Origin of the sequence: Streptomyces sp. NPDC007896 (assembly GCF_042959425.1) — a bacterium.
Taxonomy (GTDB): Bacteria; Actinomycetota; Actinomycetes; order Streptomycetales; family Streptomycetaceae; genus Streptomyces.
The window spans coordinates 306,044-329,814 of record NZ_JBIBKX010000014.1; the positions used below are offsets into that span (position 1 = coordinate 306,044).

A 23,771-nucleotide genomic window follows, 5' to 3' on the forward strand; every position below is an offset into this window, starting at 1 on the left:
CGAGTGGTCGACCTTCCGTGCCCTTCGGCAGGGACAGGTCGCGGCGTCAGGGCGAGGCGGGGACGACCGCCGTCAGGGCGCGCATCTCCGCGACGATGGCGTCGAGGGGTGTTCCGGTCGGGAAGACGGCCGCCGCACCCGCCGCCTTCATCCGGGGCACGTCGGCCAGGGGGATGGTGCCGCCCACGACGACGGCGATGTCCTCGGCCCCGGCGGCCCCCAGCCCCGCCACGACCCGTGTCGTCAGCGCCAGGTGCGCGCCGGAGAGGATGCTGAGGCCGACGACGGCGACGTCCTCCTGGAGCGCGGTCGCGACGATGGTGTCGACGCGCTGGCGGATGCCGGTGAAGACCACCTCGAAGCCGGCGTCGCGCAGCGTCCGCGCGACGATCTTGGCCCCGCGGTCGTGTCCGTCCAGACCGGGTTTGGCGATGAGCACACGGGTCGACATCAGAACACCACCGGTTGCCGGAACTCGCCCCAGACCGCCTTGAGGGCGGCGACCATCTCGCCGACCGTGCAGTAGGCCTTCGCGCAGTCGATGAGCAGGGGCATGAGGTTGTCGGTGCCCTCGGCGCCGCGGGCGAGGGCGGCGAGGCGGTCCCGTACGGCCGCGGCGTCGCGGGTGGCCTTCACGTCGGCGAGCCGCTTCAGCTGCCGGTCGCGGCCTTCCCCGTCGAGCTCGTACGTCTCCAGCCGGGGCGGCGGCTCGGGCGTGGCGAAGCGGTTGACGCCGACGACCGGCCGGGTGCCCGCCTCGACGTCCTGGTGGAGGCGGTAGGCCTCGTCCGCGATGAGGCCCTGGAGGTAGCCGTCCTCGATCGCCCGGACCATTCCTCCGTGGTGTTCCAGGTCCGCCATGATTTCGACGATGCGTTCCTCGGTGGCATCCGTGAGGGCTTCCACGAAGTACGAGCCGCCGAGCGGGTCCGCGACCCGGGCGACGCCGGTCTCGTGGGCGAGGATCTGCTGGGTGCGCAGAGCGAGCGTCGCCGACTCCTCGCTGGGCAGCGCGAACGGCTCGTCCCAGGCCGCAGTGAACATCGACTGCACGCCGCCCAGCACCGAGGCCATCGCCTCGTACGCCACCCGGACCGTGTTGTTCTGCGCCTGCGGTGCGTACAGGGAGGCCCCACCGGCCACACAGCCGAAGCGGAACATCGACGCCTTGTCGGTGCTCGCGCCGTACCGCTCGCGGACGATCGTCGCCCAACGCCTGCGGCCCGCACGGTACTTGGCGATCTCCTCGAAGAAGTCGCCGTGGGTGTAGAAGAAGAAGGAGATCTGCGGGGCGAACCGGTCGATCGTCATCCGGCCACGTGCCAGCACCGTGTCGCAGTAGGTGACCCCGTCGGCGAGCGTGAACGCCATCTCCTGCACGGCGTTGGCGCCGGCGTCGCGGAAGTGCGCGCCGGCCACCGAGATCGCGTTGAACCGCGGCACCTCGGCCGCGCAGAACTCGATGGTGTCGGCGATCAGCCGCAGCGACGGCTCGGGCGGCCAGATCCAGGTGCCCCGGGAGGCGTACTCCTTGAGGATGTCGTTCTGGATCGTCCCGGTGAGCTTCGCCCGGGGCACTCCGCCGCGCTCGGCGGCGGCCACGTAGAACGCCAGCAGGATGGCCGCCGTGCCGTTGATGGTGAAGCTGGTGCTGATCCGGTCGAGGGGGATGTCCTCGAAGAGCACCTCGGCGTCGGCGAGCGTGTCGAGGGCGACACCGACCCGGCCGACCTCCTCGCTCACCTCCGGGTCGTCGGAGTCGTAACCGCACTGGGTGGGCAGGTCGAGCGCCACGGACAGTCCGGTGCCGCCCTGTTCGAGGAGGTAGCGGTAGCGCCGGTTGGACTCCTCGGCGGTGCCGAAGCCGGAGTACTGGCGCAGCGTCCACAGCCGCCCCCGGTAGCCGGAGGAGTAGTTGCCGCGGGTGAAGGGGAAGCGCCCTGGCGCGGGCGGCTCCACAGGCCGGTCCGCGGGCCCGTAGACCGCCTTCAGGGGAATCCCGGAGGCCGTGTGGGAGAAGTCGTCCTTCTCCGGCGGCTTCACGGAACTCTTCTCCGGCGGCTTCGCTTCAGACGTCATCGCAATTGGTCCTTCATCACCTTGCCGGTGGCGTTCAGCGGCAGCTCTTCGAGGAACTCCACATACCTGGGCACCTTGAACCCGGCCATCCGCTCCCGGCTCCAGGCGATCAGCTCGTCCGCCGCGAGGGCCCCGCGAGGGACCACGAAGGCCTTGCCCACCTGGCCGAGCCGCTCGTCCGGTACGCCGATCACGGCGGCCTGGGCGACGGCCGGATGCTCCATCAGGAAGCCCTCGATCTCGGCCGGGTAGGCGTTGAAGCCGCCCACGATGAACATGTCCTTCTTGCGACCCACGATCCGCAGCCGGCCCCGGTCGTCGAGCGTCCCGAGGTCCCCGGTGTGCAGCCAGCCGTCCGGGTCGATCGCCTCGGCGGTCGCGGCCGGGTCGTCGAGGTAGCCGCGCATGACGCTGTACCCGCGCACCAGGACCTCTCCGTCCTCCGCGATCCGGATCTCGACGCCGTCGCAGGGGGTGCCGACGGTCGTCGCGATGTCCTCGAAGGAGTCACCGGGCCGCGAGGCCGTGGCCGTACCCGCCTCGGTCAGGCCGTAGCCCGTCATCACGGAGCGGAAGGGCAGGTCGCTGACGATCCTGCGGACGAGGTCGACCGGGATGTCGGCGGCTCCGGTGACGGCCACCCGCAGCGAGGACAGGTCGTGGCCGGCCTGTGCGGCCAGCAGTGAGTGGTAGAGGGTGGGCGGGCCCGGCAGGACCGTCACCTTCTCGCGCTCGACCAGTTCGAGGACCCGGTCCACGTCGAAGACCGGCACCGGGAGGATGGTCGCGCCCCGGATCAGGGACGTGATGCAGCCCGCCTTGTAGCCGAAGATGTGGAAGAACGGGTTGACGATCAGATAGCGGTCGCCCTCCCTGAGGTCCGCCAGGTCGCACCACTCCGCGTACAGCCGGAGCGTCTGGGCGTGTGTCATCAGCACGCCCTTGGGCCGCCCGGTGGTCCCCGAGGTGAACACGATGTCGCACACGTCGTCGCCGCTCACCTCGGCCTCGTACGGCGAACCGCTCACGAGGAAGTCCGACTTGATGTCGATCACGGGCACGCCGGCCGGCACCTCGAAGTCCAGACCGAGGAATCCCTTCTCGACCAGGACGACCTTGGCCCCGCTGCGGCGGATGATGTCGCCCGCCTCGTCCGCCTTGAACCGGGTGTTGACCGGGACCAGGACACCGCCGGCGGTCAGCAGCCCGAAGGCCGCGATGATCCACTCGGCGGAGTTGGGCGCCCAGATCGCCGCCCGGTCGCCCCTGCCGACGCCTGCCGCCGCGAAAGCTCCCGCGGCGGTGCGCACGCGGTCGGCCAACTCCTTGAAGGTGACCCGGAGTTGGCCGTCCACGACCGCTTCGGCGTCACCGAAGCGGTCGGCCGCGCTCAGCACCATCCGCGGGATGGTCTCCCCTTTCATACGCCGATCAACCGGGCCAGGTTGCCACCCATGATCTTGGCCTGGTCGGCCTCCTTCATGCCCTGGATCGCGTCGATGTAGGTGACCGGGTCGGCCAGACCCTCGGGGTGGGGGTAGTCGGAGCCGAACAGCACGCGCTCGACACCGATGATCCCGGCCAGCTCGGCCATGTCCTCCTCCCAGAACGGGCTGATGTGGATCCGGTTCTTGACCTCTTCGACCGGGTCGCCCAGGAAGCCCTGCGGCTGCTTCTTGTAGACGTCGGCCAACTGGTCGAGGAGCGGCACCAGCCAGGAGGATCCGTTCTCGATGACCGAGACCTTGAGCTCGGGGAAGCGGAACAGCGCGCCGTGGCAGACCCAGGAGGCCACGGAGTCGGTGACCGGCCGCCATTCGCCCAGCATCCGGAAGGTCTGCGCCTGGAACGGCGTCATCTCCTGGCTCCTGCCCTCCCAGTCGCTGGAGTAGCGCGAGTAGCCGCTGTCGGAGGAGTGCATCGACACCAGCACCCCCGCCTCCTCGACCCGCTTCCAGAAGGGGTCGAACTCCGGCAGCGCGAAGGACCGCGAGCCGCCGAACCCGGGGACCGGGGCGGGCCGGACCAGGATCGAGCGCGCTCCGCGCTCCAGGCACCACTCCAGCTCGGCGATCGCCTTGTCCAGGATCGGCAGGCTGATCACGGGCGTGGTGAAGATCCGGTCCTTGTAGTTGAACTTCCAGGTGTCGTAAAGCCACTCGTTCAGCGAGTGGACGACCGCGTGGATGAGCTCCGGGTCGTCCCGCATCCGCTCCTCGATCAGGCTGGCCAGAGTCGGGAAGTTCAGCGCCTGCCGGATCCCCATCTCGTCCATGAGCTCAAGTCGCGGCCCGGGCTCACGGAAGGCGGGAATCGACTTCATCGGCTCACCGAACAGCTCACGGTGCGACTTGCCCTCCGGATTGCCCTCCCGGAAGTACTGCTCCCACGCCCCCGGCCTGGCGACCACCGAGAACGTGGGGTTGGGGATGTAGTCGCTGATCTGACCACGGATCGCGATCTTCGTACGCCCCTTCACCTGCACGTACTGGATGGCGCCCTCGTACTGCTTCGGCAGGTACCGGGTGAGGGCGTCCTCCGTCTCGTACAGGTGGTTGTCGGCGTCGAACAACGGATACGGCAACACGCGCGACGGCATGAGATCCTCCTTCGCTGATTACGAGAATCCTATTCTCAACTTGCTCGTGCGGCAATGTCCCGACGGAGAACGAACTTCTGCACCTTGCCGCTCGCCGTCCGCGGGAACTCCCGCACGATGCGCAGTTCCTCCGGCCACTTCTGCCGGGCCAGTCCCGCCTCTTCGAGGTGGGCGCGCATGTCGTCGAGCGTGGGCGCGGGGTGACCGGGCCTCAGCCGCAGGACCGCCGCCGCGTGTTCGCCGAGGCGGGCGTCGGGGGCGGCCACCACGGCGGCCTCGGCGACGGCCGGCAGGGCGAGCAGCGCCTCCTCGACCTCCAGGGCACTGATGTTCTCGCCGCCACGGATGATGATGTCGGCCTTGCGGTCGGTGATGGTGAGGTAGCCGTCCTCGTCGATCACCCCGATGTCACCGGTGCGGTACCAGCCCTCACCGTCGAAGGCGCGCTCGGTCAGGGCCGGATCGGTGTAGCCGAGGCACAGGTCGGGTCCGCGGCTGAGGATCTCGCCGTCCTCGGCCAGCCGGATCTCCGTGCCGGGCAGGGCGTCGCCGTCCGTGTAGAGCCGCTTCGCCTCGGGAGCGGTGTACCGGGAGCCGGTGATCGAGGGGTGTTCCGTGCTGCCGTACGAGCGGAAGACCGTCATGCCGAGTTCCGTGAGGCGGGTGGTGACCGCGACCGGGACCGCCGCCCCGCCGAGTCCCGCGTACTTCATGGCGGCCAGGTGCCGGGGGGTGAAGTCGGGGTGGTCGAGCAGGCTCGTCATGAAGTACGCCGCCCCGCCGCCCACGGTGAGCCCGTCGCTCTCCATCAACTCCAGCACCCGCCCGGGGTCCCAGACGTCGGCGAGGTTCACCGGTGAGCCGTCGAGAACGGGGATCAGAAAGGAGTTCACCATCCCGATGAAGTGCCCGACCGGAGCGGCGGTGAGCTGACGGCGGCGGTCGGGCGGGTAGAGCCCGGCGAGCTGGCGCGTCTCGAAGCCCAGTGTCCGATGGGAGTGGACGACGCCCTTGGGATCGCGGGTGGTGCCGGAGGTGAACGCGATCAGGGCGGGCGCGGCCGGGTCCGTCGCGATGACACCGGACAGCGGCTCGTCGGCGAGCAGGTCGTCGAAGTCCCGCCCCACGACACCGACGACGGGGACGGCGGCGCTCAGGTCCGGCTGGTGCTCCATCCGGCCGAAGCGGTCGGCCGTGACGAAGACGCGCGGCGCGACGGCGTCGAGGATGTAGCCGACCTCCTTGCGCCCGTAGAAGTGGACGATGGGCACCACGACCGCCCCGAGGAAGGCCGAGGCCCAGAACACCGCCGCGGCTTCCATCCAGTTGGGCAGCTGGAAGGCGACGACGTCACCGGGGCCGACTCCTCGGGCACGCAGCCCCGCGGCGAGCCTGCGGGCCGTCCGTTCGACGTCGGCGAAGGTCCCTTCCCAGGGCCGGACGGCCGAGTGCACCCGGAACTCGACATCGGGGGCGGCGTCGAGGCCGTACGCCAGCAGGTCCCCGATCGTCTCCCGAGTCCACCAGCCTTCCGCTTCATACCGTTCGATCAGCTCGGCGGGCATCGTTCGCATGGCGGTTCGCATGGCGAGAGCTCCCTCCTCGGCGCGAGAATTGCACTCTCGCAGAGAGAGAAGCTAAATTCCATACATGGTACGAGACCACGGCTTCCACCCGGTCCGGATCAAGCGGATCGTCCAGGAGACAGCCGACACGCGCACATACGTGCTCGACGCCCCGTTCCCCTACCGGGCCGGGCAGTTTCTGACGGTCAGGGCCTGTGGCGCCCTGCGCAGTTACTCGATGTCGAGTTCTCCGGAGACCGACGACGAGTTGATGACGACGGTGAAGCGCGTGCCGGGCGGCCTGGTGTCGAACTGGATGCACGAACATCTCGCACCCGGCGACGTCATAGAGACCACGGCGCCCGCCGGGGTCTTCTGCCTGCGGGAGACCGACGAGCCCCTGGTGGCCTACTGCGGGGGCAGCGGCATCACGCCGGTCCTCTCGCTCGTCAAGACCGCGCTGGCGACGACGAGCCGGCGCGTCCGCGTCCTGTCGGCCAACAGGGACGCCGACTCGATCATCTTCGGGTCCGCGTTGACCGAACTGGCCGAGCGGCACCCGGACCGGTTCGAGATCAGCCATCATCTCGACGACCAGGGCGGTTTCATCACGGATCGTCAGGTGCGCGAGTTCGCCGGCGTCGACCTGGACGCGGACTTCTATCTCTGCGGCCCCGTGCCCTTCATGGACCTGGCGGAGCGCGCCCTGCTCGTGCACGGCGTCGACGCCGGGCAGATCTTCGCCGAGCGCTTCGCCCCGGCGGCCGACGAGACTCCGAGCGGCCCGGGAAACGCAGGCGCGGCGGAGAAGGAGGGCACGGTCAGCATCGTCCTCGCCGGCAGGCGGCGATCGGTGCCGCGGCACTCCGGCGAGACCTTGCTGGAGAGCGCGCGCCGGGCCGGCCTCATGCCGCCCTTCTCCTGCGAGTCGGGCAACTGCGGCACCTGCATCGCCCAGGTCACCGAGGGCGAGGCCAAGATGCGGGTCAACAACGCGCTCGACGACGACGAGGTCACGGAGGGCTGGGTGCTGACCTGTCAGGGCGAGCCGGTGACCCCGGACATCACCGTCGTCTACGAGGACTGACGTGCACCGCACGACGAGAGGGGGCGGCGACGGTCTGGACTGCCACCCTGGCCAAGAATATGATATTCACATAGCGAGAATGTCACTCTCTCCACGGAGAAGCCTGCATGGTTGATCTTGAATTGGACCAGGGGCTCGCGGTCATCACCATCGACCGTCCGCACGCCCGCAACGCCATCGCGCCGGCCACCATGGACCAGTTGGACAAGGCCCTCGACGCGGCCGCGGACGCCCTGGCCCTGGTCGTCAGGGGCGCGGGCGACCGGGCGTTCGTCTCGGGCGGCGACCTGAAGGAACTGGCCGCGATCCGCACCGAGGACGAGGCGACGGCCATGGCCCTGCGGATGCGCGGGATCTGCGACCGGCTCGCGCACTTCCCCGGCCCGGTGATCGCCGCCCTGAACGGCCATGCCCTGGGCGGCGGCGCCGAGTTCGCCATGGCCGCCGACATCCGGGTGGCCGCGGACGACATCAGGATCGGCTTCACCCAGGTGAACCTCGCGATCATGCCCGCGTGGGGCGGCGCCGAGCGGCTCGCGGAACTGGTCGGCAGGGGGCGGGCGTTGATGCTCGCCGCCTCCGGAACCGTGCTCGGCGCCGAGGAGGCCCAGCGGCTCGGGGTGATCGACCGGGTGCTGCCGCGGGCCGAGTTCGACCAGGGCTGGCGCACCCTGGCCCGCTCCCTCGCCTCCGTCCCGGCGCGGGAGATCAAGCACGTCATGAGCGGCGCCGTACCCGCGACCGAGGCGGCGCGCGCCTTCGCCCGCCTGTGGGTGGCCGACGAACACTGGCAGGCAGCGGAGAAGGTGATGTCCCGTGGCAAGTGAGGTCCAGGTGGAGACGAGCCCCGTCGGTCCGGTCGTACGGCCGCCCGGCGGCACCGAACTGGTCGTGCTCTATCTGCACGGCGACCGGCACCTCTCGTGCACCCCGGAGGCCGCGCTCGACCTGGCCGGCCGTCTCGCCCTGTGGACGGACGCCGTCGTGGTCTGCGCCCGCTACGGGGGCACCTTCCCGGACGCGCTGGACGACGTGCACGCCGCGTACGACTACTGCGAGTCCAAGGGCCCGGTGGCGGTCGCGGGCGAGCGGCTGGGGGCCGGGCTCGCGGCCTCCCTGCTGGTGCGGCTGCGCGACCTCGGGGCCCCGCCGCCCCTGTGCGGGGTGCTCGACTCGGCGCTGCTCGACCTGACCCTGGACTCCCCGAGCCTGTTGCTCAACGCGGCGGCCGACCCGGCCTTCGACGTCTCCGACCTGCGGCGCCGCTGCGCGCACTACGCCGCGGGCACCTCGCCGACCGATCCGCTGCTGAGCCCGCTGCACGCCAACCTCCACGGGCTGCCCCCCGTCCAGTTGCTCGCGGCGGGCACCGATCCCCTGCTGGACGACTCGCTGGGGTTCGCCGCCCGCGCGGCGCACTCCGGTGTCACGGTGGACCTGCGGATCCGGCCCGACGCGACGAGCCCGCACCTGGAGACCGTGACCGCCATGGGCGACTTCATACGGGCGTGGACCCCAGCAGCACGGACAGCACATCCCGCATGATCTCGGGGTAGTCGTCCTGCTCGCCGTCCAGCAGCCACTGCTGCTGCATGCCGTCGAGCATCGCCAGCATGGCCCGGGCCGCGGCCCGCGGGGTCAGACCGCTGGGAAGGCGCTCGCCGTACCGCTCGGTGAGCCGGGCCATCATCAGCGCCTGCATGGTCTCGTAGTGGTCGTGCAGGTACTGCTGCGCCGGGTCGGCTCCCGTGACGCCCTCGGCCAGCATCACGCTGTGGACCTGGGCCAGACAGGGATAGGTGTGGTCGTAGGCGACGACCTCGGCGAAGAGGGCCGGCCAGTCGTCCTGGTGGTCATGGCCGACGAGATGCTCGCGGTTGAGGTCCTCCCGGAAGCGCAGGAGCGCCATGAAGAGCTTCTTCTTGCTCGGGAAGTAGTGCAGCACGCCCTGCCGGGTCAGTCCCGCCCGCTCGGCGACCGCGTCGATCGAGGTCCCCCGGTAGCCCCGCTCCGCGAACACCCGCAGGGCCGCATCGAGGATCTCCTCGCGCCGGGTCTCTTTCATCCGGTACCCCTCCCGCGACGGACCGTGCCGACGTAACACTACGTTTGCCGTCGCCGTCAGGGGACCCCTCGAACACGTACCGTCCGGCGCCGGGCGTCGTACGGTCGGGGCTCAGCGCTCGTGCTCGATCAGGGCGAGGGTGGCGTCCGCCGCGTCCAGCACGATGCCGGTCGAGACCTTCGCCTCGCCTGCCAGATCGGCCACCAGCCGGACGTCCTTGCGCAGCAGCGCTCCGGCCTGGGACGCGATGCGGTCGAGCGTCCCGCCGGCCGCCGCGATCCGGCCCAGCGCGAAGCTCGATCCGCTGCCGTGGGCCATCACCTCGGCGAGAGCGGCGGGATCGACGTCGAACTCCCGGCCGAGCGCGAGGGCGCCGGCCGCGGTCGCGAGATTGGCCGTGAACAGCACGTTGTTGAGGAGTTTGGTGAGCTGCCCGGAGCCCAGCGGGCCCATGTGGACCACGGGATCGCCGTATGTCTCGAACACCTTGCGGCAGAACCGGACGGTGCCGGACTCGCCCCCGACCATCACCAGCAGACGGCCCTCGGCCGCCGCCGGGCCGCCGCCGCTCACCGGCGCGTCGATCAGCGTGACCCCGTGAGCGCGGGCCCGGTCGGCGAGACGGTGGCAGGTGTCGGGGTGGACGGTGCTGTGCACGGCGATCACCCCTCCCTGCCGAAGGCCCGCCAGCACCCCGCGGTCCCCCGCGACGACCTCCTCGACGTCCGCGTCGTCGACGACACACACGCACACGAGGTCGCTGGCGGCGGCCAGTTCGGCGGGGGACACGGCGCGCTTCGCGGGCGTGTCGTCGAAGGCGGCGAGCGAGGCGGGACGCCTCGCCCACAGGGTCGTCTCGAAGCCCGCGTCCACGATCCGGCGTGCCATGGGGGCGCCCTGGCTGCCCAGGCCTATGAATCCGACACGCATCAGCGGGCCTCCTGCTCGGCCGGTTGCCCGGGCACGGCGGGAGCTTCCGCCGTGCCGGTCGGCTTCGGTTCGGTCGAGTCGGGTTCGGTCGACTTCGGTGCCGGGCGCCAGAACACGCCGAGCAGACCGGCCGTCGCCGCCACGGCCACGCCGAGGGCGATGCCGCCGCCGGCCCAGCCGGTCACCTCGATGTCCCCGGCATGGTCCACGGAGAGCCGGCCGGGGCCCAGTACCGCCAGGGCCAGCGAGACCACCGCGAGGACGAGGACGTACTCGTAGCCCTCCTTGAAGACGAAGAAGCCGTTGGGCCGGTGCGCGAGGACGCCCGCGACCAGCATCACCGAGATGACCGCGGCGCAGGCCAGCGGGGTGAGCAGCCCGGCGATCAGCAGGACGCCCGCGCCGACTTCGGTGACCACGCTCATCCACGCCTGAAGCGTGCCGCTGCGCAGGCCGAGGCCGGTGAACCAGCGGGCCGTGCCCTCGATCCGGCCGCCGCCCCGCCAGTGGTTGAGTCCGTGCGCGATCATCACGATCCCCAGGACCACCCGTACCAGCAGCAGCGCTGCCACGTCCGCGTCGCTCAACTCGCCCTCCCGGGCCGCTCTTGTGCCGCGCTCGCGCGAGCCAGCACACACTCCTCGACGAACGACAGGATCTTGAGGTGGTACGCCATCGCCGTCAGCCCGATGCTCAGGTTGTGGCCGCCGTCCGCCTGTTCGTCGACGACGACGCGTGGCGAGGCGGTGAACAGGGACGCGATGTCGGCCAGCGCCGCGGGCCCGGACCGCCACACCCGCTCGTGCTCGCCGAGGCTGTAGTGCACGGGGACGCGCACCTGCGGGGCGAGTTCGGGAAGGACCAGCGGCCAGCTCCTGGCCACGACTCCCTCGTAGGAGGGCGAGGGCGAGGCGAACCGGGCGCCGCCGACGACATCGTCCTCGTAGAGGTGCGAGGGATTCCACAGCAGGTCCCGCACACTGCCGCCCGAGGGCCTCGGCCACGACTCGTTGTGCCGCACACCCAGGATGTCCACCGCGTCGTCGTGGTGGTGGCGTCCGGTGCCGGCGATCTCCACGCCCAGCAGGTCGCTCCCCCGCTCGTCGGCCGCCATGCGCAGCGCCAGCTCGCAGCCGATCGAGTGCGCGAGCACGAAGACGCCGGCCCCGCGCGGACGCGAGGCGAGCAGCCGGTCCACCGCCGCGTAGGCGATATCGACCCGCCGCTCCACCGGGGCCAGCTCCCCTCCGTGCGGGGCGGAGCTGCCGTATCCCGGCCGGTCCAGCGCGAGGACGGTGAACCCGAGCGCCGTACCGGTGCGCAGCAGCGACAGGTGGGGCCTGCCCGGGTAGTCGAAGTACCCCGAGTGCGCCGCCCCGCCGTGCAGCGCCAGGACGACGGCCCGGGGCCTGCGCGCCTCCTGGAGCAGCGCCGATACGGGGATGCCGTCGACGTCGACGACACGGGAGGCGCCGGTCATGTGTCCGCCCGTAGCAGGATGACGCCGCTCGGAGTGAGACCGCCGGTGCTCGTCACGGCGACCCGGGCGCCGTCGACTTGGCGCGCTCCGGCCTCGCCGCGCACCTGGGTGACGGCCTCGTGGACGAGCCCCAGGCCGTGGGTGCGGCCGTGCGAGAGCTGGCCGCCGTGGGTGTTCAGCGGGAGCAGTCCGTCCCTGGCGATGTTCTTGCCTCCGTCGAGGAAGTCCTTGGCCTCACCGATGCCGCACAAGCCGAGCCCCTCGATCCAGGAGAGGCAGTTGAAGGTGAAGCCGTCGTAGAGCTGGGCCACGTCGACGTCCGAGGGACGCAGTGACGTGCGCGTCCACAGGTGGGCGGACTGGCCGAGCACCTGTGGTTCATGGGTGAGGGAGCTCTGGTCCCATGCGAGCCGCTCCATGATCTGGGTGCCGACGGCCTCCACCAGGACGGGTGGCTTGGCCAGGTCCCGTGCGGCGTCCACGGCCGACACGATGACGGCCACCGATCCGTCGCAGGGCACGTCGCAGTCGTACAGCCCGAAGGGGGTGGTGACCGTCCTGGCCGACAGGTAGTCGTCCATGGTCATCGGATCGCGGTAGATCGCGGTCGGGTTGAGCGCGGCGTTCGCTCGCTGGTTGAGCGCGATCCAGCCGAGCGTCTCGCGCGAGGTGCCGTAGCGGTGGAAGTGCCGCTGGGCGTTCTGGGCCAGGGTGTGGGCCGCGGAGACCGCCCCGAAGGGCTTCTGCCAGCCCGTGACCCTGCGACCGGCTTCCTGGGTGATCCGGCCGCGCCGGATCAGCTCGCCGTAGGAGGCCTCCCAGACCGTACGGAAGCACAGCACATGCCGGGCGAGTCCGCCCGCGATCGCCAGCATCGCGGCGATGAGCGAGCCGCCCGGACCGAAGGTCTCGGCGCCGCCGTTGTACCAGGTCGGCCTGATGCCGAGGGCGTCCTCCAGCGCGGTGATGCCGCCCTCGGCGAAGCCGCCGAAGGCGCCCGCGCCCGGGTAGGTGGCCAGGCCGTCGATGTCGTCGAGGGTCAGGCCCGCGTCCGCGACGGCGCGTTCGCAGGCCCGCACGGTCAGCGACAGCGGCGGGACCATCAGCCGGCGCCCGATCTCGGACATCCCGATGCCGCTGATCGCGACCTTGTCCTCGAATTTCTCGGGCGTGGCCATGGGGCGTATGTGACGCCGCATCTGCTCGGGTTCCACCTCGTCCGAGGGCAGCGGAGCCGGGGGCCCCTGCTCGGCCGCGGGGCGGAAGAGCGGGAGCCATACGTCCTCGACCTGTTCGAAGACGACCTCAAGGCGCATGCCCAGTTCGAGCTCGTCGGGGTCGCATGCGACGAGGTTGGTGGTGAGCCGGACCCGGGTGTCCTCCTCGACGGCGACCTGCGCCACCACGTAGGGCGCGGGCATTGCGGGCGCGCTGAAGCGGTGGTTGACGGTGAAGCCGATCAGCGTCGCGTACCCGGAGACGGCCCGCACCCCGGTCTCGCGCCCCCGGCAGTAACGGCAGACGGGCTGGGGTGGATGCAGCAGGGCCGAGCAGGACTCACACTCCGTCAGGCGCAACCGGCCGTCCGCGCCGGAGGTCCAGAAGAACTCGTTCTCCTGTGTGATCACCGGCAGCGGACGTCCCGTGGGTCCGGCCACATCGTCTCCTCACCGTGCCACCGCTCCGGTGGCACACGTACTCCTGACGGGCCGCCGAAGATCAGCGATCGATCTTCGCCTGCCCCTTGCGTACCGTGACCGGCTCGGCGAGCCTTTGTTCGTCGACGACCCTCTGGAGGGTCTCCAGGGTTTCGTCGAGCCCGGCACCGATCCGGGGGCCATGCGTGAAGGTCGCCGGAAGGTGGCGCATGCCCTGGATGACGCCGATGGTTTCGTAGTGCTCCGCGCCCTCGGGGTCGCAGCGGAAGTCCGGCATCCGGTCGAGGACCTGGGTGACCATCCGCTTGAACACCGTGCGTGCCACGTTGGAGCCGATGCAGCGGTGGATGCCGAGGCCGAAGCTGCTGTGCCGGTTGCCCTTGCGTTCCATGTCGATGGAGTCGGGTTCCGGGAACACCTGCGGGTCCCGGTTCGCCATCGCCCAGGACAGCCAGAGCCGTTCACCCTCCTTGAACCGGGTGCCGGCGATCTCGCAGTCCGCGGAGAAGGTCCGTCCGTCCCCGGGCGCGGGGGCGTAGAAGCGCAGGAACTCCTCGGTCGCGGAGTCCAGCAGTGCCTTGCGGTCCCGGCTGAGGCGGTCCCGTTCGGCCGGGTGCTCCGAGAGCCACTCCAGCGCGTGTGCGGTGAGCGCCGTGGTGGTGTCGAAGCCGCCGCCGATCAACAGGGCGAGCACGCCGAGGAGTTCGTCGTCGGGCGGGGTCTGGCCGTTGATCTCCGCGTGGACCAGGGCGTCGACCAGGCCCGGTCGCGGTGTCTGCCGGATCTCCGCGATGGTCATGGCCAGGTCCGTGCCCATCGCCTTCTGCAGTTCGACGACGCGGGCCTGGTCGGGCGAGTTCGGCGGTGTGTAGACCGAGGCGTGGGCCGCCTCGTTGTAGATGGTCCACTTCCTGACCGGGATGCCCATCATGGCGAGGGTGAGCACGGCCGGCACGACGTTGGCGAGGTCGTCGACGAAGTCGATGCGCCCCGACTCGATCCTCTCGTCGATGCAGGCGCGCGCCACCTCGTCGATCAGCGGAATCCAGCGGCTGATGGCGGCGGGCGACAGATAGGGGTTGAGCGTCTGGCGGTAGTAGCGCTGCTCGGGCGGATCCATCTCCAGGAACCCGCCCCTGACGGCCTTCGCCCGGGGCGGCGGCGGGATGGTGATGCCCTGGTACCCGCGGCGCTCACCCTTGACGTCATGGTCGTTGGAGAGGAACTCGGCGGACCGGGCCAGCTCGAAGACCTCGCGGTTGCCACTGGCGACCCAATGGCCGCCGTAGGTCTCCGACCAGGCGATGGGGCACTTGGACTGCAACTCCTGGGTGACCGCCTGGAATTCGTGGCGGTACTCGGGAGTGTGCCGGTCGAAGTGCACCGGGTTCCTCTTGGGGTCGTCGTTGACGGTGTCGTCCGTGGTCATCGGATTGTTCTCCCCTCAGGAGATGGAGATCGCTCGCTCGGGGCAGGACCTGACGGCCTCGACGGCCTCGTCCTGCTGGTCGTCCGAGACCTCTTCCTTGATCACCGATGAGTGACCGTCGATCTCGCTGAGCTCGAAGATGTCCGGAGCACGCATGGCGCAGAGCGTGTGACCCTGGCAGCGCTCCGGGTCTACCCGTACCTTCACGTCGCTTCCTTCCTGCCGCGGGGGTAGCTACTTGAGGTCGGCCAACGACTTGCCGACATCGGCCAGGGTCATGGGCTTGGTGTAGGTGCCCTTGAACTTGTAGGGGGTCACGTTGCAGCGATAGGCGCCGGTGTCCGGCTTGAAGTCGGCGGCCACCCAGCCCTTGGCGGTGGCCTTGACCGGGTCGAAGCACTTGGGAGGCACGGTGGGGGACGACAGGTCCATCGGGGCCTGCAGGCCACCGCCGGTCCACGCGGTCTGCCCCCGCGCGTTGTCGTACACGCACGTGCGGGTGAGCTCGGCGCAGTCGCCCGCGGCCGTGGCGAACAGCAGCCAGCTGGAGAAGGCCTTCAGCGCCGGCAGGGTGACCTGGGCGTCGGGCGCGTACTTCTTGTAGAGGTCCTCGACCATCTTGGTCGCCGGGTTGGCGGAGGCGTCCTCCAGCGGGGAGAAGCCGCCGAGGTCGGCGAAGTTGGCCTGCTTCGCCAGCGCGGGACCGGCCAGCTGGATGAAGGCGGGGCCGTAGGCGTTGCTGTTGGCGTCGATCCAGTCGGGTGCGTAGCCGATGTTGGTGAGGACCTGCTCCAGCTTGGCCAGACTGGCGAAGTCGCCGAGGAAGACCAGTCCCTTGACCTTCTTGTTCTTGATGGCCTGGGCGTACGGCGTCCAGTCGGACACGCCCTGGGCCGGATACAGGTCCGAGTAGGTGATCTTGCCGCCCGCCGCGGTCAGCGTCTCCTTGTCCTGTGCGGTGATGTCCTTGACGACCGGGGAGTCACCGGCGATGACGCCGACGCTGCTCGCCGATGCCGGGTACGCCTCCTTGAGCAGCCAGGAGAAGTAGCCGCCGTAGGGTGAGTAGCCGGTCGCGGCGCCCTGGACGGTCACCTGGAGGTCCGATCCGATGGCCTGGCTGGTCTGGGCGGGGAAGTCGGGGAGCAGGCAGTTCAGCCGGTCCTTGACGCCCATGCCGTCGAGCGCGGCGCCGCCGCCGGCGAGCGCGAAGTCCGAGCGACAGGCCTCGATCATCCGCTGGCGGACCTCGACGAGCTTGGAGTCGTGGGTGACGGGAACGAGTTTGCGCCCGTTGATGCCGCCCGCGTCGTTGCACCAGGAGGTGAACACCTTGGCCGCGTCGACGAACTCCGGGTTCTTGGTGAAGCCGACGTCGCTGAAGACGCCGACCTTGATCTCGGAGTTGGTGACTCCCTGGGAGGTGGAGGCCTTGGCGGTGCCGGAGTGGCAGACGTGTCTGAGCGTGCCGAAGTCGGCCGCCGCGGCGGAGTCGGACGCCGAAGCGGAGGGCTTGTCGCCGCTCGGCGACGTGGTGGAGCGGGCGGAACACCCGGCCAGGGCCAGGACGGCCACAGCGATGAGCAAGCGTCTCATCGGTTCTCCTTGATTTCGTTCCCCGAAAAAAGGGTGGTCAGGTGACCGCGCCCGCTTCTTTCAGCTCGATGATGCGGGGCCAGTCCAGTCCCAGTTCCCTGAGGATTTCCTCGGTCTGGGCAGCGAACTCGGGCGCAGGCCCGAGTGCGGGTGCGGTGGTGTCGAACTGCACGGGGCTGGCGGCCAGATCGATCTCGCCGACCCGGAGCAGGTACTCGTTCGCCCGGATCTGCGCGTCGGCGCCCACCTGGAGGGTGTCCTGCACCGGGGCCCACGGCCCGGCGAGGGTGGCGAAGCGTTCGGTCCACTCGGCGAGGGTGCGGCCGGCCAGCACCGTCCGCAGGATCTTGACGGCCTCTTCGGTGTGGGCGGCGAGTTGCTCCGCCGTGGCGAAGCGGGGGTCGTCGGCCAGCTCCGGGTGGTCGATGTGCCGGCACACGTCGGCCCAGAACTTGCCGGGCTGGAGCATGACGAAGGCCAGGTAGCGGTCGTCGGCCGTGGCGTAGATGCCGGACAGCGGGTTGATCGGCGAGCCGTGGGCACCGGGCACCGGTGCCACCCAGGACTTGTCGAGGTGCAGCGAGACCGCGGTGGCCTGGCCGTTGGCCCATACGCCGCTGCCGAGCAGGGAGACGTCCACGACCGACGGTTCGCCGGTGCGCTCGCGCCGCAGCAGTGCCGCCGCGATGCCTCCGGCGAGGTTCGTGCCGGAGATGGTGTCCCCGTAGGCGGGCGTGGGGCTGATCATGCCCTCGACACCGGGCGGGGTGATGCTGGCGGCGGTGCCGCCCCGGGCCCAGAAGGCGGTCATGTCGTACCCGCCCTTCTCGGATTCCGGTCCGCGCGGCCCGAGCGCGCTGCCGCGGGCGTAGATGATGCGGGGGTTCACCGCGCGGATGTCGTCCACGTCGATGCCGAACCGCCGCCGGTGTCCGGGCAGGAAGCTGGTGAGGAACACGTCGGAGCGGCGGGCCAGGTCTTGGAGGACTTCCTTGCCCTCGGGCCGGGTCATGTCGAGGCCGAGGCTGCGCTTGCCCCGGTTGGCGTGCTCGATGTTGGGGTTCGGGTCGCCCTCGACGCGCAGCGTGCCGGTCTGCCGCAGACCGCGCTGCGGATCGCCGGTCACGGCGTGCTCGACCTTGATGACGTCGGCGCCCCAGTCGGCGAGCACGGCTCCCGCCGAGGGGACGAAGCCGTACATGGCGACTTCGAGGACGCGGATGCCTTCGAGCGGACGCATTACGGGACCACCACCGCGAAGGACTTGGTCTCCAGGAACTCCTCCAGTCCGGCGACCCCGCTCTCCCGGCCGACGCCCGACTGCTTGTAGCCGCCGAAGGGGACTTCCTGGGAGAAGTAGTTGCCGCCGTTGATGCTGAAGGTGCCGGTACGGATCCGGCGCGCCACGGCGATGGCCCGCTGCGCGTCGGCGCTGTGCACCGCGCCCGACAGACCGAAGATCGAGTCGTTGGCGATGCGTACGGCGTCGTCCTCGCCGTCGTACGGGATGACCGCGAGCACCGGTCCGAAGACCTCGTCCTGCGCGATCTCGCCGGCCGGGTCGACGTCGGCGAGCAGGGTGGGCGTGTAGAAGAAGCCCGGGTCGACCCGCTTGCCACCGGTGACCAGGGTGGCGCCGGCCGCGACGGCCCGCTGGACCATGCCGTCGACCTTGTCGCGCTGGCGCTCGCTGATGAGCGGCCCCATGAAGGTCTTGGGATCGGCCGGATCGCCGTACGACACGCGTTCGAGGCCGGCCGCGACCATGGCGACGATCTCGTCGTGGTGCTCCCTCGGCACGAGCAGCCGGGAGGTGAGGGCGCAGCCCTGTCCCGAGTGGGAGCAGATGGTGAAGGCCGCGAACATGGCGGCGGCGCGGAAGTCGGCGTCGTCGAGCACGATCATGGCGGACTTGCCGCCGAGTTCCAGGAAGACCTTCTTCACGGTGGCGCTCGCGGCCTCCATGATCCGGCGGCCGGTCGCGGTGGAGCCGGTGAAGGTGATCATGTCGACGTCGGGGTGCTTGGTGAGCACCTCGCCGGCCTCGACCCCGGAGGAGACGATGACGTTGACCACGCCGGGCGGGATGTCCGTGTGCTCGGCGATCAGTTCGCCCAGGTACAGCGTGGTCAGCGGGGTGTCCGGGGCGCCCTTGAGGACGACCGTGCAGCCGGCGGCGAGCGCGGGGACCAGCTTGGCGAGCGCGAGCTGGTTCGGGTAGTTGTACGGGATGATCGCGGCGACGACCCCGGCCGCCTCCTTCTCCACCCAGCGGCGGTGGCGCTGTCCGCGGATCTCGGTCTCGCCGAGCTCCTCGGTCAGCGGGTACTTCTCCAGCAGGTCGGTGTAGTACGAGACCAGCTTGATCGGCTCGTCCAACTGGGGGCCGTGGGTGAGCATGCGGGGCGCGCCGACCTCGGCGATCGTCAGGTCGCGCAGCTCTTCCTGATGGTCGGTCAGCGCCTGGTGCAGCTGGCGGAGGCAGCGCAGGCGCTGGGCGGTGTCGGTCGCCCAGCTCGTGGTGTCGAAGGCGCGGCGGGCGGCCGATACGGCGGCTTCGGCCTCGGCCGGCGTGGCGTCGGGGGCCTGGTCGAGCACCTCGCCGGTCGCGGGATTGAGCGAGGGGAAGGTCCGGTCGGTCGCGACGAGCCGGCCGTCGATGAGCAGGCGCTTCACAGCCGGACCACCTGTCCGCCGTCGACGCTGACGACCTGACCGGTCAGCCAGCGTGCCTCGTCGGAGAGCAGGAACAGGACGGTGGGTGCCAGGTCTTCGGGGGTGCCCATCCGCTTGATGGCCAGACTGTTCGTCATCTGCTCCTGGTACTCCTTGGGCACGATGCTCCGGGTGGCCTCGGTGTCCGTGGGGCCCGGCGCGATCCCGTTGACCCGGATGTTCCTGCCGCCGAGCTCGGCGGCGAGCGAGGCGGTCAGGCTGTTGATCCCGGCCTTGGCCAGCCCGTAGTAACCGCCGCCGATCCAGGCCGCGGTGGACGACTGGTTGACGATCGACCCGCCCTCGGTCATGTGCGGGACGACCGCACGCGTGCAGTGCAGCGCGCCGAGCATGTTCACCTGGAGGAAGCGGTTGAGGTAGTCGAGGGGAACCGTGGTGAGGCCGTCGCGCCTCATGCTGTGGAAGATGGCCGCGTTGTTGACCAGGTGGTCGATGCGTCCGAACTCCGCCATCACGGCGGCCGCCATCGCCTCCGTCGACGCCGGGTCGGCCACGTCCACCTTGACGAACAGAGCCGCGTCGCCGATCTCCTTGGCGACCCGCTCGCCCTGTGCCTCGTTGAGTTCGGCGACCACCACGCGTGCGCCCTCGGCCGCCAGTGCCCGGGCATAGCCCTCGCCGATCCCCTGGCCCGCGCCGGTGACGATCGCAACCTTGTCCTGGAACCGCATCCTGCCTCCTTGCTCGGATGTGGTGGAAACTACATTCTCGGTCTGCGCAAATCAATATTCCGGAAACGAGAACGTCATGCCAGATCACAGAAGGCGACGACCGGCCAAACCTGACCATCATTCAGGATCGAAGACTCATCTCGCCGGACGACGGGAGGCGAGAGGCCCGCCGTCCCGGGCCTTCCGGTAGACCAACCGGCGAGAATACTATTCTCGCATCCGGAAGGGAGATTTTCATGATCGCAACGAAGGCCCTCAGCCCGAGCCTGGGCGTAGAGGTCACCGGTGTCGGCAATCTGCTCGACGATCAACTGATCAGCCGGTGCGCGGAGGCGCTCCAGTGGCGCGGCATCCTTCTCATCCGCGGGCTGCGCCTCGACGACGAAGGCCAACTGGCCTTCAGCCGCAAGCTGGGCAAGGTCTTCGCGGTGCGGGGAAAGGAGATCTTCACCGTCTCGCTCGACCCGGCCAGGAACCCGACGGCCGAGTATCTCAAGGGGACGTTCCACTGGCACATCGACGGCACCACCGACCCCGTACCGACCAGGACGACCACGCTGACCGCCCGGCACGTGGCCTTGACCGGCGGCGGAACCGAGTTCGCCAGTACCTACGCGGCGTACGAGAACCTTCCGGAGGCGGACCGCAAGCAGTACGACGACCTGCGCGTGGTGCACAGTTTCGAGGCGGCCCAGCGGCTGGTGACGCCCGACCCAGGACCCGAGGTGCTCGCGGGCTGGCGCGAAGTCCCCACCCACGAGACGCCGTTGGTGTGGAAGCGCCGTGACGGCCGCCGCTCCCTGGTGATCGGGGCGACGGCGGACCACATCGTCGGCATGGCGGCCGCCGAAAGCCGGGCCCTGCTGGACCGGCTGCTGGAGTGGACCACCCAGGAGAGGTTCCGCTACACCCACGACTGGCGGGTCGGCGACCTGGTGGTGTGGGACAACACCGGGATGCTGCACCGGGCACTGCCGTACAGCGCCGACTCGGAGCGGACACTCCAGCGCACCACCGTCGTCGGCGACGAGGAGCTGTCATGAGGACGGCGGTCGTCACCGGCGGCGCTTCCGGTATCGGTCTGGCCATCGCGGAGCGGCTGGCCAAGGACGGCTACCAGGTCGCCGCGCTCGACCTCAATCCGTCGGACACGAGTGTCGTTCCGGCCACCGACGTCGCCGACCGGACCCAGGTGGATGCGGCGCTGGCCGCGGTCAGAGAGCGGCTGGGACCGGTCACGATCCTGGTCAACGCGGCGGGAACGGACGGCTTCAAGCGCTTCTCCGACCTCACCTTCGAGGCCTGGCACCGGGTGATCAACGTCAATCTGAACGGGGTCTTCCACTGCGTGCAGGCCGCGCTTCCGGACATGAAGGAGGCGGGCTGGGGACGGATCGTCAACATCTCCTCCTCCAGCGCCCAGTCGGGCCAGCCGTTCATGACGCACTACGTGGCGTCCAAGTCGGCGGTCAACGGCCTGACGAAGGCGCTGGCCCTGGAACTGGGCCCGTTCGGCGTGACCGTCAACGCGGTGCCGCCCGGTTTCATCGACACCCCGATGCTGCGCAAGGCGGAAGCGCGCGAACTGCTCGGCGGGACGGTCGAGGAGCACATCCAGCGCACTCCGGTACGGCGGGTCGGCCGCCCGGAGGACATCGCCGCTGCCTGCGCGTTCCTCGTGTCGGAGGAGGCGGGCTACATCACGGGCCAGATCCTGGGCGTGAACGGGGGCCGCAACACATGAACCGTATCCCGCCGCTCCCCTACGACGAGTGGGACACCGAGGCGCTGGCGTCCCTCGCGCCGGGGCGCAAACTGCCGCCGTCCAACGTCCTGGGCCTCTTCGCGCAGCACCCGGAACTGGCCACGGCCTTCCTCGGCTACAACCGGTATCTGCTGGGCGGCGGTTCCACACTGTCTCCGCGCACCCGCGAGCTGGCCATCCTGCGGGTGGCCTGGCGCAGGCGCTGCCAGTACGAGTGGGTCCAGCACGTGCTGATCGCGCGGAAGGCCGGCGTCACGGACGAGGAGATCGACGCGATCCGCGCCGGCAAGCCGACCCCGATCACCCGGGCGGTGGACGAACTGGAGGCGGATTCGGGCCTGTCCGACGACACCTACCGGGCGCTCGCCGCCGAGCTGGACGACCGGCAGCTGATGGATCTGGTCTTCACCGTCGGCACGTACGGCCTGCTGGCCATGGTCCTCAACACCTTCGAGGTGGAGCTCGATCCCGGCCTACCTGCGGAGAACTTCACTATCGCTGAGTGAGAATGCTATTCTCACTCCGGAAAGGGGAGCAGCCATGCCACACTTCAGCAAGCCTGAGGCCGGGAGCTGGACCGAGCAGTACCCCGAACTGGGCACGAGTCCCGTGAACTACGAGGACTCGATCGATCCCGCCTACTACGAGGCCGAGCGCGAGGCCATCTTCAAGCGGACCTGGCTCAACGTCGGCCGCGTCGAACAGGTCCCCAAGCCCGGCCACTACTTCACCAAGGAACTCGCCGCCGCCGACACCTCACTGATCATCGTCCGCGGCCGCGACCAGCAGATCCGCGCCTTCCACAACGTCTGCCGCCACCGCGGCAACAAGCTCGTCTGGAACGACTTCCCGGGCGAGGAGGTCAAGGGCACCTGCCGCCAGTTCACCTGCAAGTACCACGCCTGGCGCTACGACCTCACCGGCAAGCTCACCTTCGTCCAGCAGGAGGGCGAGTTCTTCGACCTCGACAAGGACGACTACGGTCTCAAGGAAGTCGCCTGCGACATCTGGGAAGGCTTCGTCTTCGTCAACCTCGACCCCCAGCAGAGCCTGCGGGAGTACCTCGGGGACATGGCCAAGGGCCTGGAGGGTTACCCCTTCCACGAGATGACCGACGTCTTCACCTACAAGGCCGAGGTCGGCAGCAACTGGAAGCTGTTCATCGACGCCTTCGCGGAGTTCTACCACGCGCCCGTCCTGCACCAGAAGCAGGCCACCAAGGAGGAGGCGGAGAAGCTCCTGGGCTACGGCTTCGAGGCGCTCCACTACGAGCTGCACAGCCCCCACTCGATGATCTCGTCCTGGGGCGGCATGGCGCCGCCGAAGGACCCCTCGATGGTCAAGCCGATCGAACGGGAGCTGCGCAGCGGCCTGTTCGGCCCCTGGGACCGGCCCGACATCGCGGGCCTCGACCCGCTGCCGGCCGGTGTCAACCCGGCCCGCCACCGCTCCTGGGGCACCGACTCCTTCGTGCTGTTCCCCAACTTCATGCTGCTCCTGTGGGCACCGGGCTGGTATCTGACGTACCACTACTGGCCGACAGCCGTGGACAAGCACCTGTTCGAGGCGAATCTCTACTTCGTCCCCGCGAAGACGGCCCGCGACCGCCTCGCCCAGGAACTCACCGCCGTCACCTTCAAGGAGTACGCCCTCCAGGACGGCAACACCCTCGAGGCCACCCAGACCATGCTCAAGGGCCGCTACGTCACCGACTTCCCCCTCAACGACCAGGAGATCCTCCTGCGCCACCTCCACAAGGTCGTGAGGGACTACGTGAAGGAGCACGCCGATGCTGCCGAGTGACTTCGCCGAACTCGAGCCCTACAGCGACTGGGTCCTCGGCAGCGAACGCGAACGCTACGCCAAGCGCCTCGCCAGCGGCATGGCGGACATGCAGGCGTTCTACGACGCGGCGTTCCCCCTGCTGGACCGCGCGACGACACACCTCGACAAGTTCCCGCTCGACGACCTGCCCGAGCCCGAACGCAATCTGATGCTGCTCATGTTCTCCCTCGTCATGGTGTCGTTCCCCATCGAGGTCTGGAAGCAGCCCCGCGTCCCCGACTCGGGCGCCGCCTACCTCGACGTCATCGCCGAGCCGCAGGTCTGAA

General features: G+C 69.8%; 24 protein-coding genes. 8 read left to right on the forward strand and 16 right to left on the reverse strand.

The features are described from left to right. Nucleotides 1-46 precede the first annotated feature (46 nt). The 5 genes from ACFZDJ_RS38000 to ACFZDJ_RS38020 are packed head-to-tail and all read right to left on the reverse strand — an operon-like array spanning nt 47 to nt 6,264. Nucleotides 47-451: a cobalamin-dependent protein gene (locus ACFZDJ_RS38000; protein ID WP_390933759.1), complete on the reverse strand. Its 405-nt coding sequence runs from the start codon at nt 449-451 to the stop codon at nt 47-49. Continuing rightward, nucleotides 451-2,079 carry a methylmalonyl-CoA mutase family protein gene (locus ACFZDJ_RS38005; protein ID WP_391065883.1) on the reverse strand — a complete coding sequence of 543 codons (1,629 nt, stop codon included), beginning with the start codon at nt 2,077-2,079 and terminating at the stop codon, nt 451-453. Before ACFZDJ_RS38005 ends, ACFZDJ_RS38000 begins: the two co-directional genes overlap by 1 nt. After that, a complete protein-coding gene (locus tag ACFZDJ_RS38010; RefSeq protein ID WP_391065885.1) occupies nt 2,076-3,503 on the reverse strand; it encodes a FadD3 family acyl-CoA ligase in 1,428 nt (475 codons plus the stop codon). Before ACFZDJ_RS38010 ends, ACFZDJ_RS38005 begins: the two co-directional genes overlap by 4 nt. Then, nucleotides 3,500-4,678, reverse strand: coding sequence for an amidohydrolase family protein (locus ACFZDJ_RS38015; RefSeq protein WP_168505361.1), 1,179 nt, complete (start codon nt 4,676-4,678; stop codon nt 3,500-3,502). The genes ACFZDJ_RS38010 and ACFZDJ_RS38015 overlap by 4 nt, the downstream gene beginning before the upstream one ends. A gap of 35 nt (nt 4,679-4,713) precedes the next feature. Continuing rightward, nucleotides 4,714-6,264, reverse strand: a complete 1,551-nt coding sequence (locus tag ACFZDJ_RS38020) for an AMP-binding protein (RefSeq protein ID WP_391065888.1) — start codon at nt 6,262-6,264, stop codon at nt 4,714-4,716. A 64-nt stretch (nt 6,265-6,328) separates the two neighbouring features. Here ACFZDJ_RS38020 and ACFZDJ_RS38025 point away from each other — a divergent pair, with 64 nt between their 5' ends. The 3 genes from ACFZDJ_RS38025 (at nt 6,329) to ACFZDJ_RS38035 (ending at nt 8,875) form a co-directional block, all read left to right on the forward strand. Continuing rightward, the gene (locus ACFZDJ_RS38025; protein WP_391065891.1) at nt 6,329-7,330 is read left to right on the forward strand and encodes a 2Fe-2S iron-sulfur cluster-binding protein; all 1,002 of its coding nucleotides are present in this window, start codon (nt 6,329-6,331) and stop codon (nt 7,328-7,330) included. Nucleotides 7,331-7,437: 107 nt separating this feature from the next. Then, on the forward strand, nt 7,438-8,157 hold the full coding sequence (locus tag ACFZDJ_RS38030) for an enoyl-CoA hydratase-related protein (RefSeq protein ID WP_391065894.1): 720 nt from the start codon (nt 7,438-7,440) through the stop codon (nt 8,155-8,157). Further along, complete coding sequence (locus tag ACFZDJ_RS38035) at nt 8,147-8,875, forward strand: alpha/beta hydrolase fold domain-containing protein (RefSeq protein WP_391065897.1); 729 nt, start codon at nt 8,147-8,149, stop codon at nt 8,873-8,875. The genes ACFZDJ_RS38030 and ACFZDJ_RS38035 overlap by 11 nt, the downstream gene beginning before the upstream one ends. On the opposite strand, the gene ACFZDJ_RS38040 is transcribed toward ACFZDJ_RS38035, so the two are convergent. From ACFZDJ_RS38040 to ACFZDJ_RS38090, 11 genes are all read right to left on the reverse strand, one after another. Continuing rightward, on the reverse strand, nt 8,829-9,395 hold the full coding sequence (locus tag ACFZDJ_RS38040; protein WP_168505367.1) for a TetR/AcrR family transcriptional regulator: 567 nt from the start codon (nt 9,393-9,395) through the stop codon (nt 8,829-8,831). The two genes, ACFZDJ_RS38035 and ACFZDJ_RS38040, sit on opposite strands and share 47 nt — an antisense overlap. Nucleotides 9,396-9,506: 111 nt before the next feature. After that, the gene (locus ACFZDJ_RS38045) at nt 9,507-10,325 is read right to left on the reverse strand and encodes an NAD(P)-binding domain-containing protein (RefSeq protein WP_390933752.1); all 819 of its coding nucleotides are present in this window, start codon (nt 10,323-10,325) and stop codon (nt 9,507-9,509) included. Continuing rightward, nucleotides 10,325-10,912 (reverse strand): DoxX family membrane protein, encoded by a 588-nt coding sequence (locus ACFZDJ_RS38050; protein ID WP_391065900.1) that lies wholly within the window; start codon nt 10,910-10,912, stop codon nt 10,325-10,327. Before ACFZDJ_RS38050 ends, ACFZDJ_RS38045 begins: the two co-directional genes overlap by 1 nt. After that, nucleotides 10,909-11,805, reverse strand: a complete 897-nt coding sequence (locus tag ACFZDJ_RS38055) for an alpha/beta fold hydrolase (protein WP_391065902.1) — start codon at nt 11,803-11,805, stop codon at nt 10,909-10,911. Before ACFZDJ_RS38055 ends, ACFZDJ_RS38050 begins: the two co-directional genes overlap by 4 nt. Beyond that, the gene (locus tag ACFZDJ_RS38060; RefSeq protein WP_391065906.1) at nt 11,802-13,463 is read right to left on the reverse strand and encodes an OB-fold domain-containing protein; all 1,662 of its coding nucleotides are present in this window, start codon (nt 13,461-13,463) and stop codon (nt 11,802-11,804) included. Before ACFZDJ_RS38060 ends, ACFZDJ_RS38055 begins: the two co-directional genes overlap by 4 nt. A gap of 61 nt (nt 13,464-13,524) precedes the next feature. Further along, nucleotides 13,525-14,892, reverse strand: a complete 1,368-nt coding sequence (locus ACFZDJ_RS38065) for a cytochrome P450 (protein WP_391065909.1) — start codon at nt 14,890-14,892, stop codon at nt 13,525-13,527. Nucleotides 14,893-14,907: 15 nt separating this feature from the next. Further along, the gene (locus tag ACFZDJ_RS38070) at nt 14,908-15,099 is read right to left on the reverse strand and encodes a ferredoxin (RefSeq protein WP_168505377.1); all 192 of its coding nucleotides are present in this window, start codon (nt 15,097-15,099) and stop codon (nt 14,908-14,910) included. 27 nt (nt 15,100-15,126) lie between these two features. Continuing rightward, the gene (locus ACFZDJ_RS38075; RefSeq protein WP_391065911.1) at nt 15,127-16,488 is read right to left on the reverse strand and encodes an ABC transporter substrate-binding protein; all 1,362 of its coding nucleotides are present in this window, start codon (nt 16,486-16,488) and stop codon (nt 15,127-15,129) included. Between the two features lie 37 nt (nt 16,489-16,525). Then, nucleotides 16,526-17,728 carry a CoA transferase gene (locus ACFZDJ_RS38080; protein ID WP_391065914.1) on the reverse strand — a complete coding sequence of 401 codons (1,203 nt, stop codon included), beginning with the start codon at nt 17,726-17,728 and terminating at the stop codon, nt 16,526-16,528. After that, a complete protein-coding gene (locus ACFZDJ_RS38085; RefSeq protein WP_390933745.1) occupies nt 17,728-19,164 on the reverse strand; it encodes an aldehyde dehydrogenase family protein in 1,437 nt (478 codons plus the stop codon). Before ACFZDJ_RS38085 ends, ACFZDJ_RS38080 begins: the two co-directional genes overlap by 1 nt. Then, entirely contained in the window at nt 19,161-19,895 is a 735-nt protein-coding gene (locus ACFZDJ_RS38090) for an SDR family oxidoreductase (RefSeq protein ID WP_266589541.1), read from the reverse strand. The genes ACFZDJ_RS38085 and ACFZDJ_RS38090 overlap by 4 nt, the downstream gene beginning before the upstream one ends. Before the next feature lie 236 nt (nt 19,896-20,131). Here ACFZDJ_RS38090 and ACFZDJ_RS38095 point away from each other — a divergent pair, with 236 nt between their 5' ends. From ACFZDJ_RS38095 to ACFZDJ_RS38115, 5 genes are read left to right on the forward strand one after another with little or no spacing between them, the layout of a single operon-like run. Then, on the forward strand, nt 20,132-20,938 hold the full coding sequence (locus ACFZDJ_RS38095; protein ID WP_391065917.1) for a TauD/TfdA family dioxygenase: 807 nt from the start codon (nt 20,132-20,134) through the stop codon (nt 20,936-20,938). Further along, on the forward strand, nt 20,935-21,639 hold the full coding sequence (locus ACFZDJ_RS38100; protein ID WP_391065920.1) for a 3-oxoacyl-ACP reductase FabG: 705 nt from the start codon (nt 20,935-20,937) through the stop codon (nt 21,637-21,639). The genes ACFZDJ_RS38095 and ACFZDJ_RS38100 overlap by 4 nt, the downstream gene beginning before the upstream one ends. Further along, nucleotides 21,636-22,166: a carboxymuconolactone decarboxylase family protein gene (locus ACFZDJ_RS38105; protein WP_390933741.1), complete on the forward strand. Its 531-nt coding sequence runs from the start codon at nt 21,636-21,638 to the stop codon at nt 22,164-22,166. The genes ACFZDJ_RS38100 and ACFZDJ_RS38105 overlap by 4 nt, the downstream gene beginning before the upstream one ends. A 34-nt stretch (nt 22,167-22,200) precedes the next feature. After that, complete coding sequence (locus ACFZDJ_RS38110) at nt 22,201-23,463, forward strand: SRPBCC family protein (protein ID WP_391065922.1); 1,263 nt, start codon at nt 22,201-22,203, stop codon at nt 23,461-23,463. Continuing rightward, nucleotides 23,450-23,770 (forward strand): hypothetical protein, encoded by a 321-nt coding sequence (locus ACFZDJ_RS38115; RefSeq protein WP_168505394.1) that lies wholly within the window; start codon nt 23,450-23,452, stop codon nt 23,768-23,770. The genes ACFZDJ_RS38110 and ACFZDJ_RS38115 overlap by 14 nt, the downstream gene beginning before the upstream one ends. Nucleotide 23,771 lies beyond the last annotated feature (1 nt).

Bases quoted from the DNA above. Each gene is read 5' to 3' on its own strand.
- ACFZDJ_RS38020 (WP_391065888.1), bottom strand. From the start codon at position 6,264: ATGCGAACCGCCATGCGAACGATGCCCGCCGAGCTGATCGAACGGTAT.
- ACFZDJ_RS38080 (WP_391065914.1), bottom strand. From the start codon at position 17,728: ATGCGTCCGCTCGAAGGCATCCGCGTCCTCGAAGTCGCCATGTACGGC.
- ACFZDJ_RS38100 (WP_391065920.1), top strand. From the start codon at position 20,935: ATGAGGACGGCGGTCGTCACCGGCGGCGCTTCCGGTATCGGTCTGGCC.
- ACFZDJ_RS38075 (WP_391065911.1), bottom strand. From the start codon at position 16,488: ATGAGACGCTTGCTCATCGCTGTGGCCGTCCTGGCCCTGGCCGGGTGT.
- ACFZDJ_RS38115 (WP_168505394.1), top strand. From the start codon at position 23,450: ATGCTGCCGAGTGACTTCGCCGAACTCGAGCCCTACAGCGACTGGGTC.
- ACFZDJ_RS38090 (WP_266589541.1), bottom strand. From the start codon at position 19,895: ATGCGGTTCCAGGACAAGGTTGCGATCGTCACCGGCGCGGGCCAGGGG.
- ACFZDJ_RS38045 (WP_390933752.1), bottom strand. From the start codon at position 10,325: ATGCGTGTCGGATTCATAGGCCTGGGCAGCCAGGGCGCCCCCATGGCA.
- ACFZDJ_RS38025 (WP_391065891.1), top strand. From the start codon at position 6,329: ATGGTACGAGACCACGGCTTCCACCCGGTCCGGATCAAGCGGATCGTC.
- ACFZDJ_RS38005 (WP_391065883.1), bottom strand. From the start codon at position 2,079: ATGACGTCTGAAGCGAAGCCGCCGGAGAAGAGTTCCGTGAAGCCGCCG.
- ACFZDJ_RS38055 (WP_391065902.1), bottom strand. From the start codon at position 11,805: ATGACCGGCGCCTCCCGTGTCGTCGACGTCGACGGCATCCCCGTATCG.
- ACFZDJ_RS38000 (WP_390933759.1), bottom strand. From the start codon at position 451: ATGTCGACCCGTGTGCTCATCGCCAAACCCGGTCTGGACGGACACGAC.
- ACFZDJ_RS38015 (WP_168505361.1), bottom strand. From the start codon at position 4,678: ATGCCGTCGCGCGTGTTGCCGTATCCGTTGTTCGACGCCGACAACCAC.
- ACFZDJ_RS38065 (WP_391065909.1), bottom strand. From the start codon at position 14,892: ATGACCACGGACGACACCGTCAACGACGACCCCAAGAGGAACCCGGTG.
- ACFZDJ_RS38110 (WP_391065922.1), top strand. From the start codon at position 22,201: ATGCCACACTTCAGCAAGCCTGAGGCCGGGAGCTGGACCGAGCAGTAC.
- ACFZDJ_RS38010 (WP_391065885.1), bottom strand. From the start codon at position 3,503: ATGAAAGGGGAGACCATCCCGCGGATGGTGCTGAGCGCGGCCGACCGC.
- ACFZDJ_RS38095 (WP_391065917.1), top strand. From the start codon at position 20,132: ATGATCGCAACGAAGGCCCTCAGCCCGAGCCTGGGCGTAGAGGTCACC.
- ACFZDJ_RS38030 (WP_391065894.1), top strand. From the start codon at position 7,438: ATGGTTGATCTTGAATTGGACCAGGGGCTCGCGGTCATCACCATCGAC.
- ACFZDJ_RS38105 (WP_390933741.1), top strand. From the start codon at position 21,636: ATGAACCGTATCCCGCCGCTCCCCTACGACGAGTGGGACACCGAGGCG.
- ACFZDJ_RS38040 (WP_168505367.1), bottom strand. From the start codon at position 9,395: ATGAAAGAGACCCGGCGCGAGGAGATCCTCGATGCGGCCCTGCGGGTG.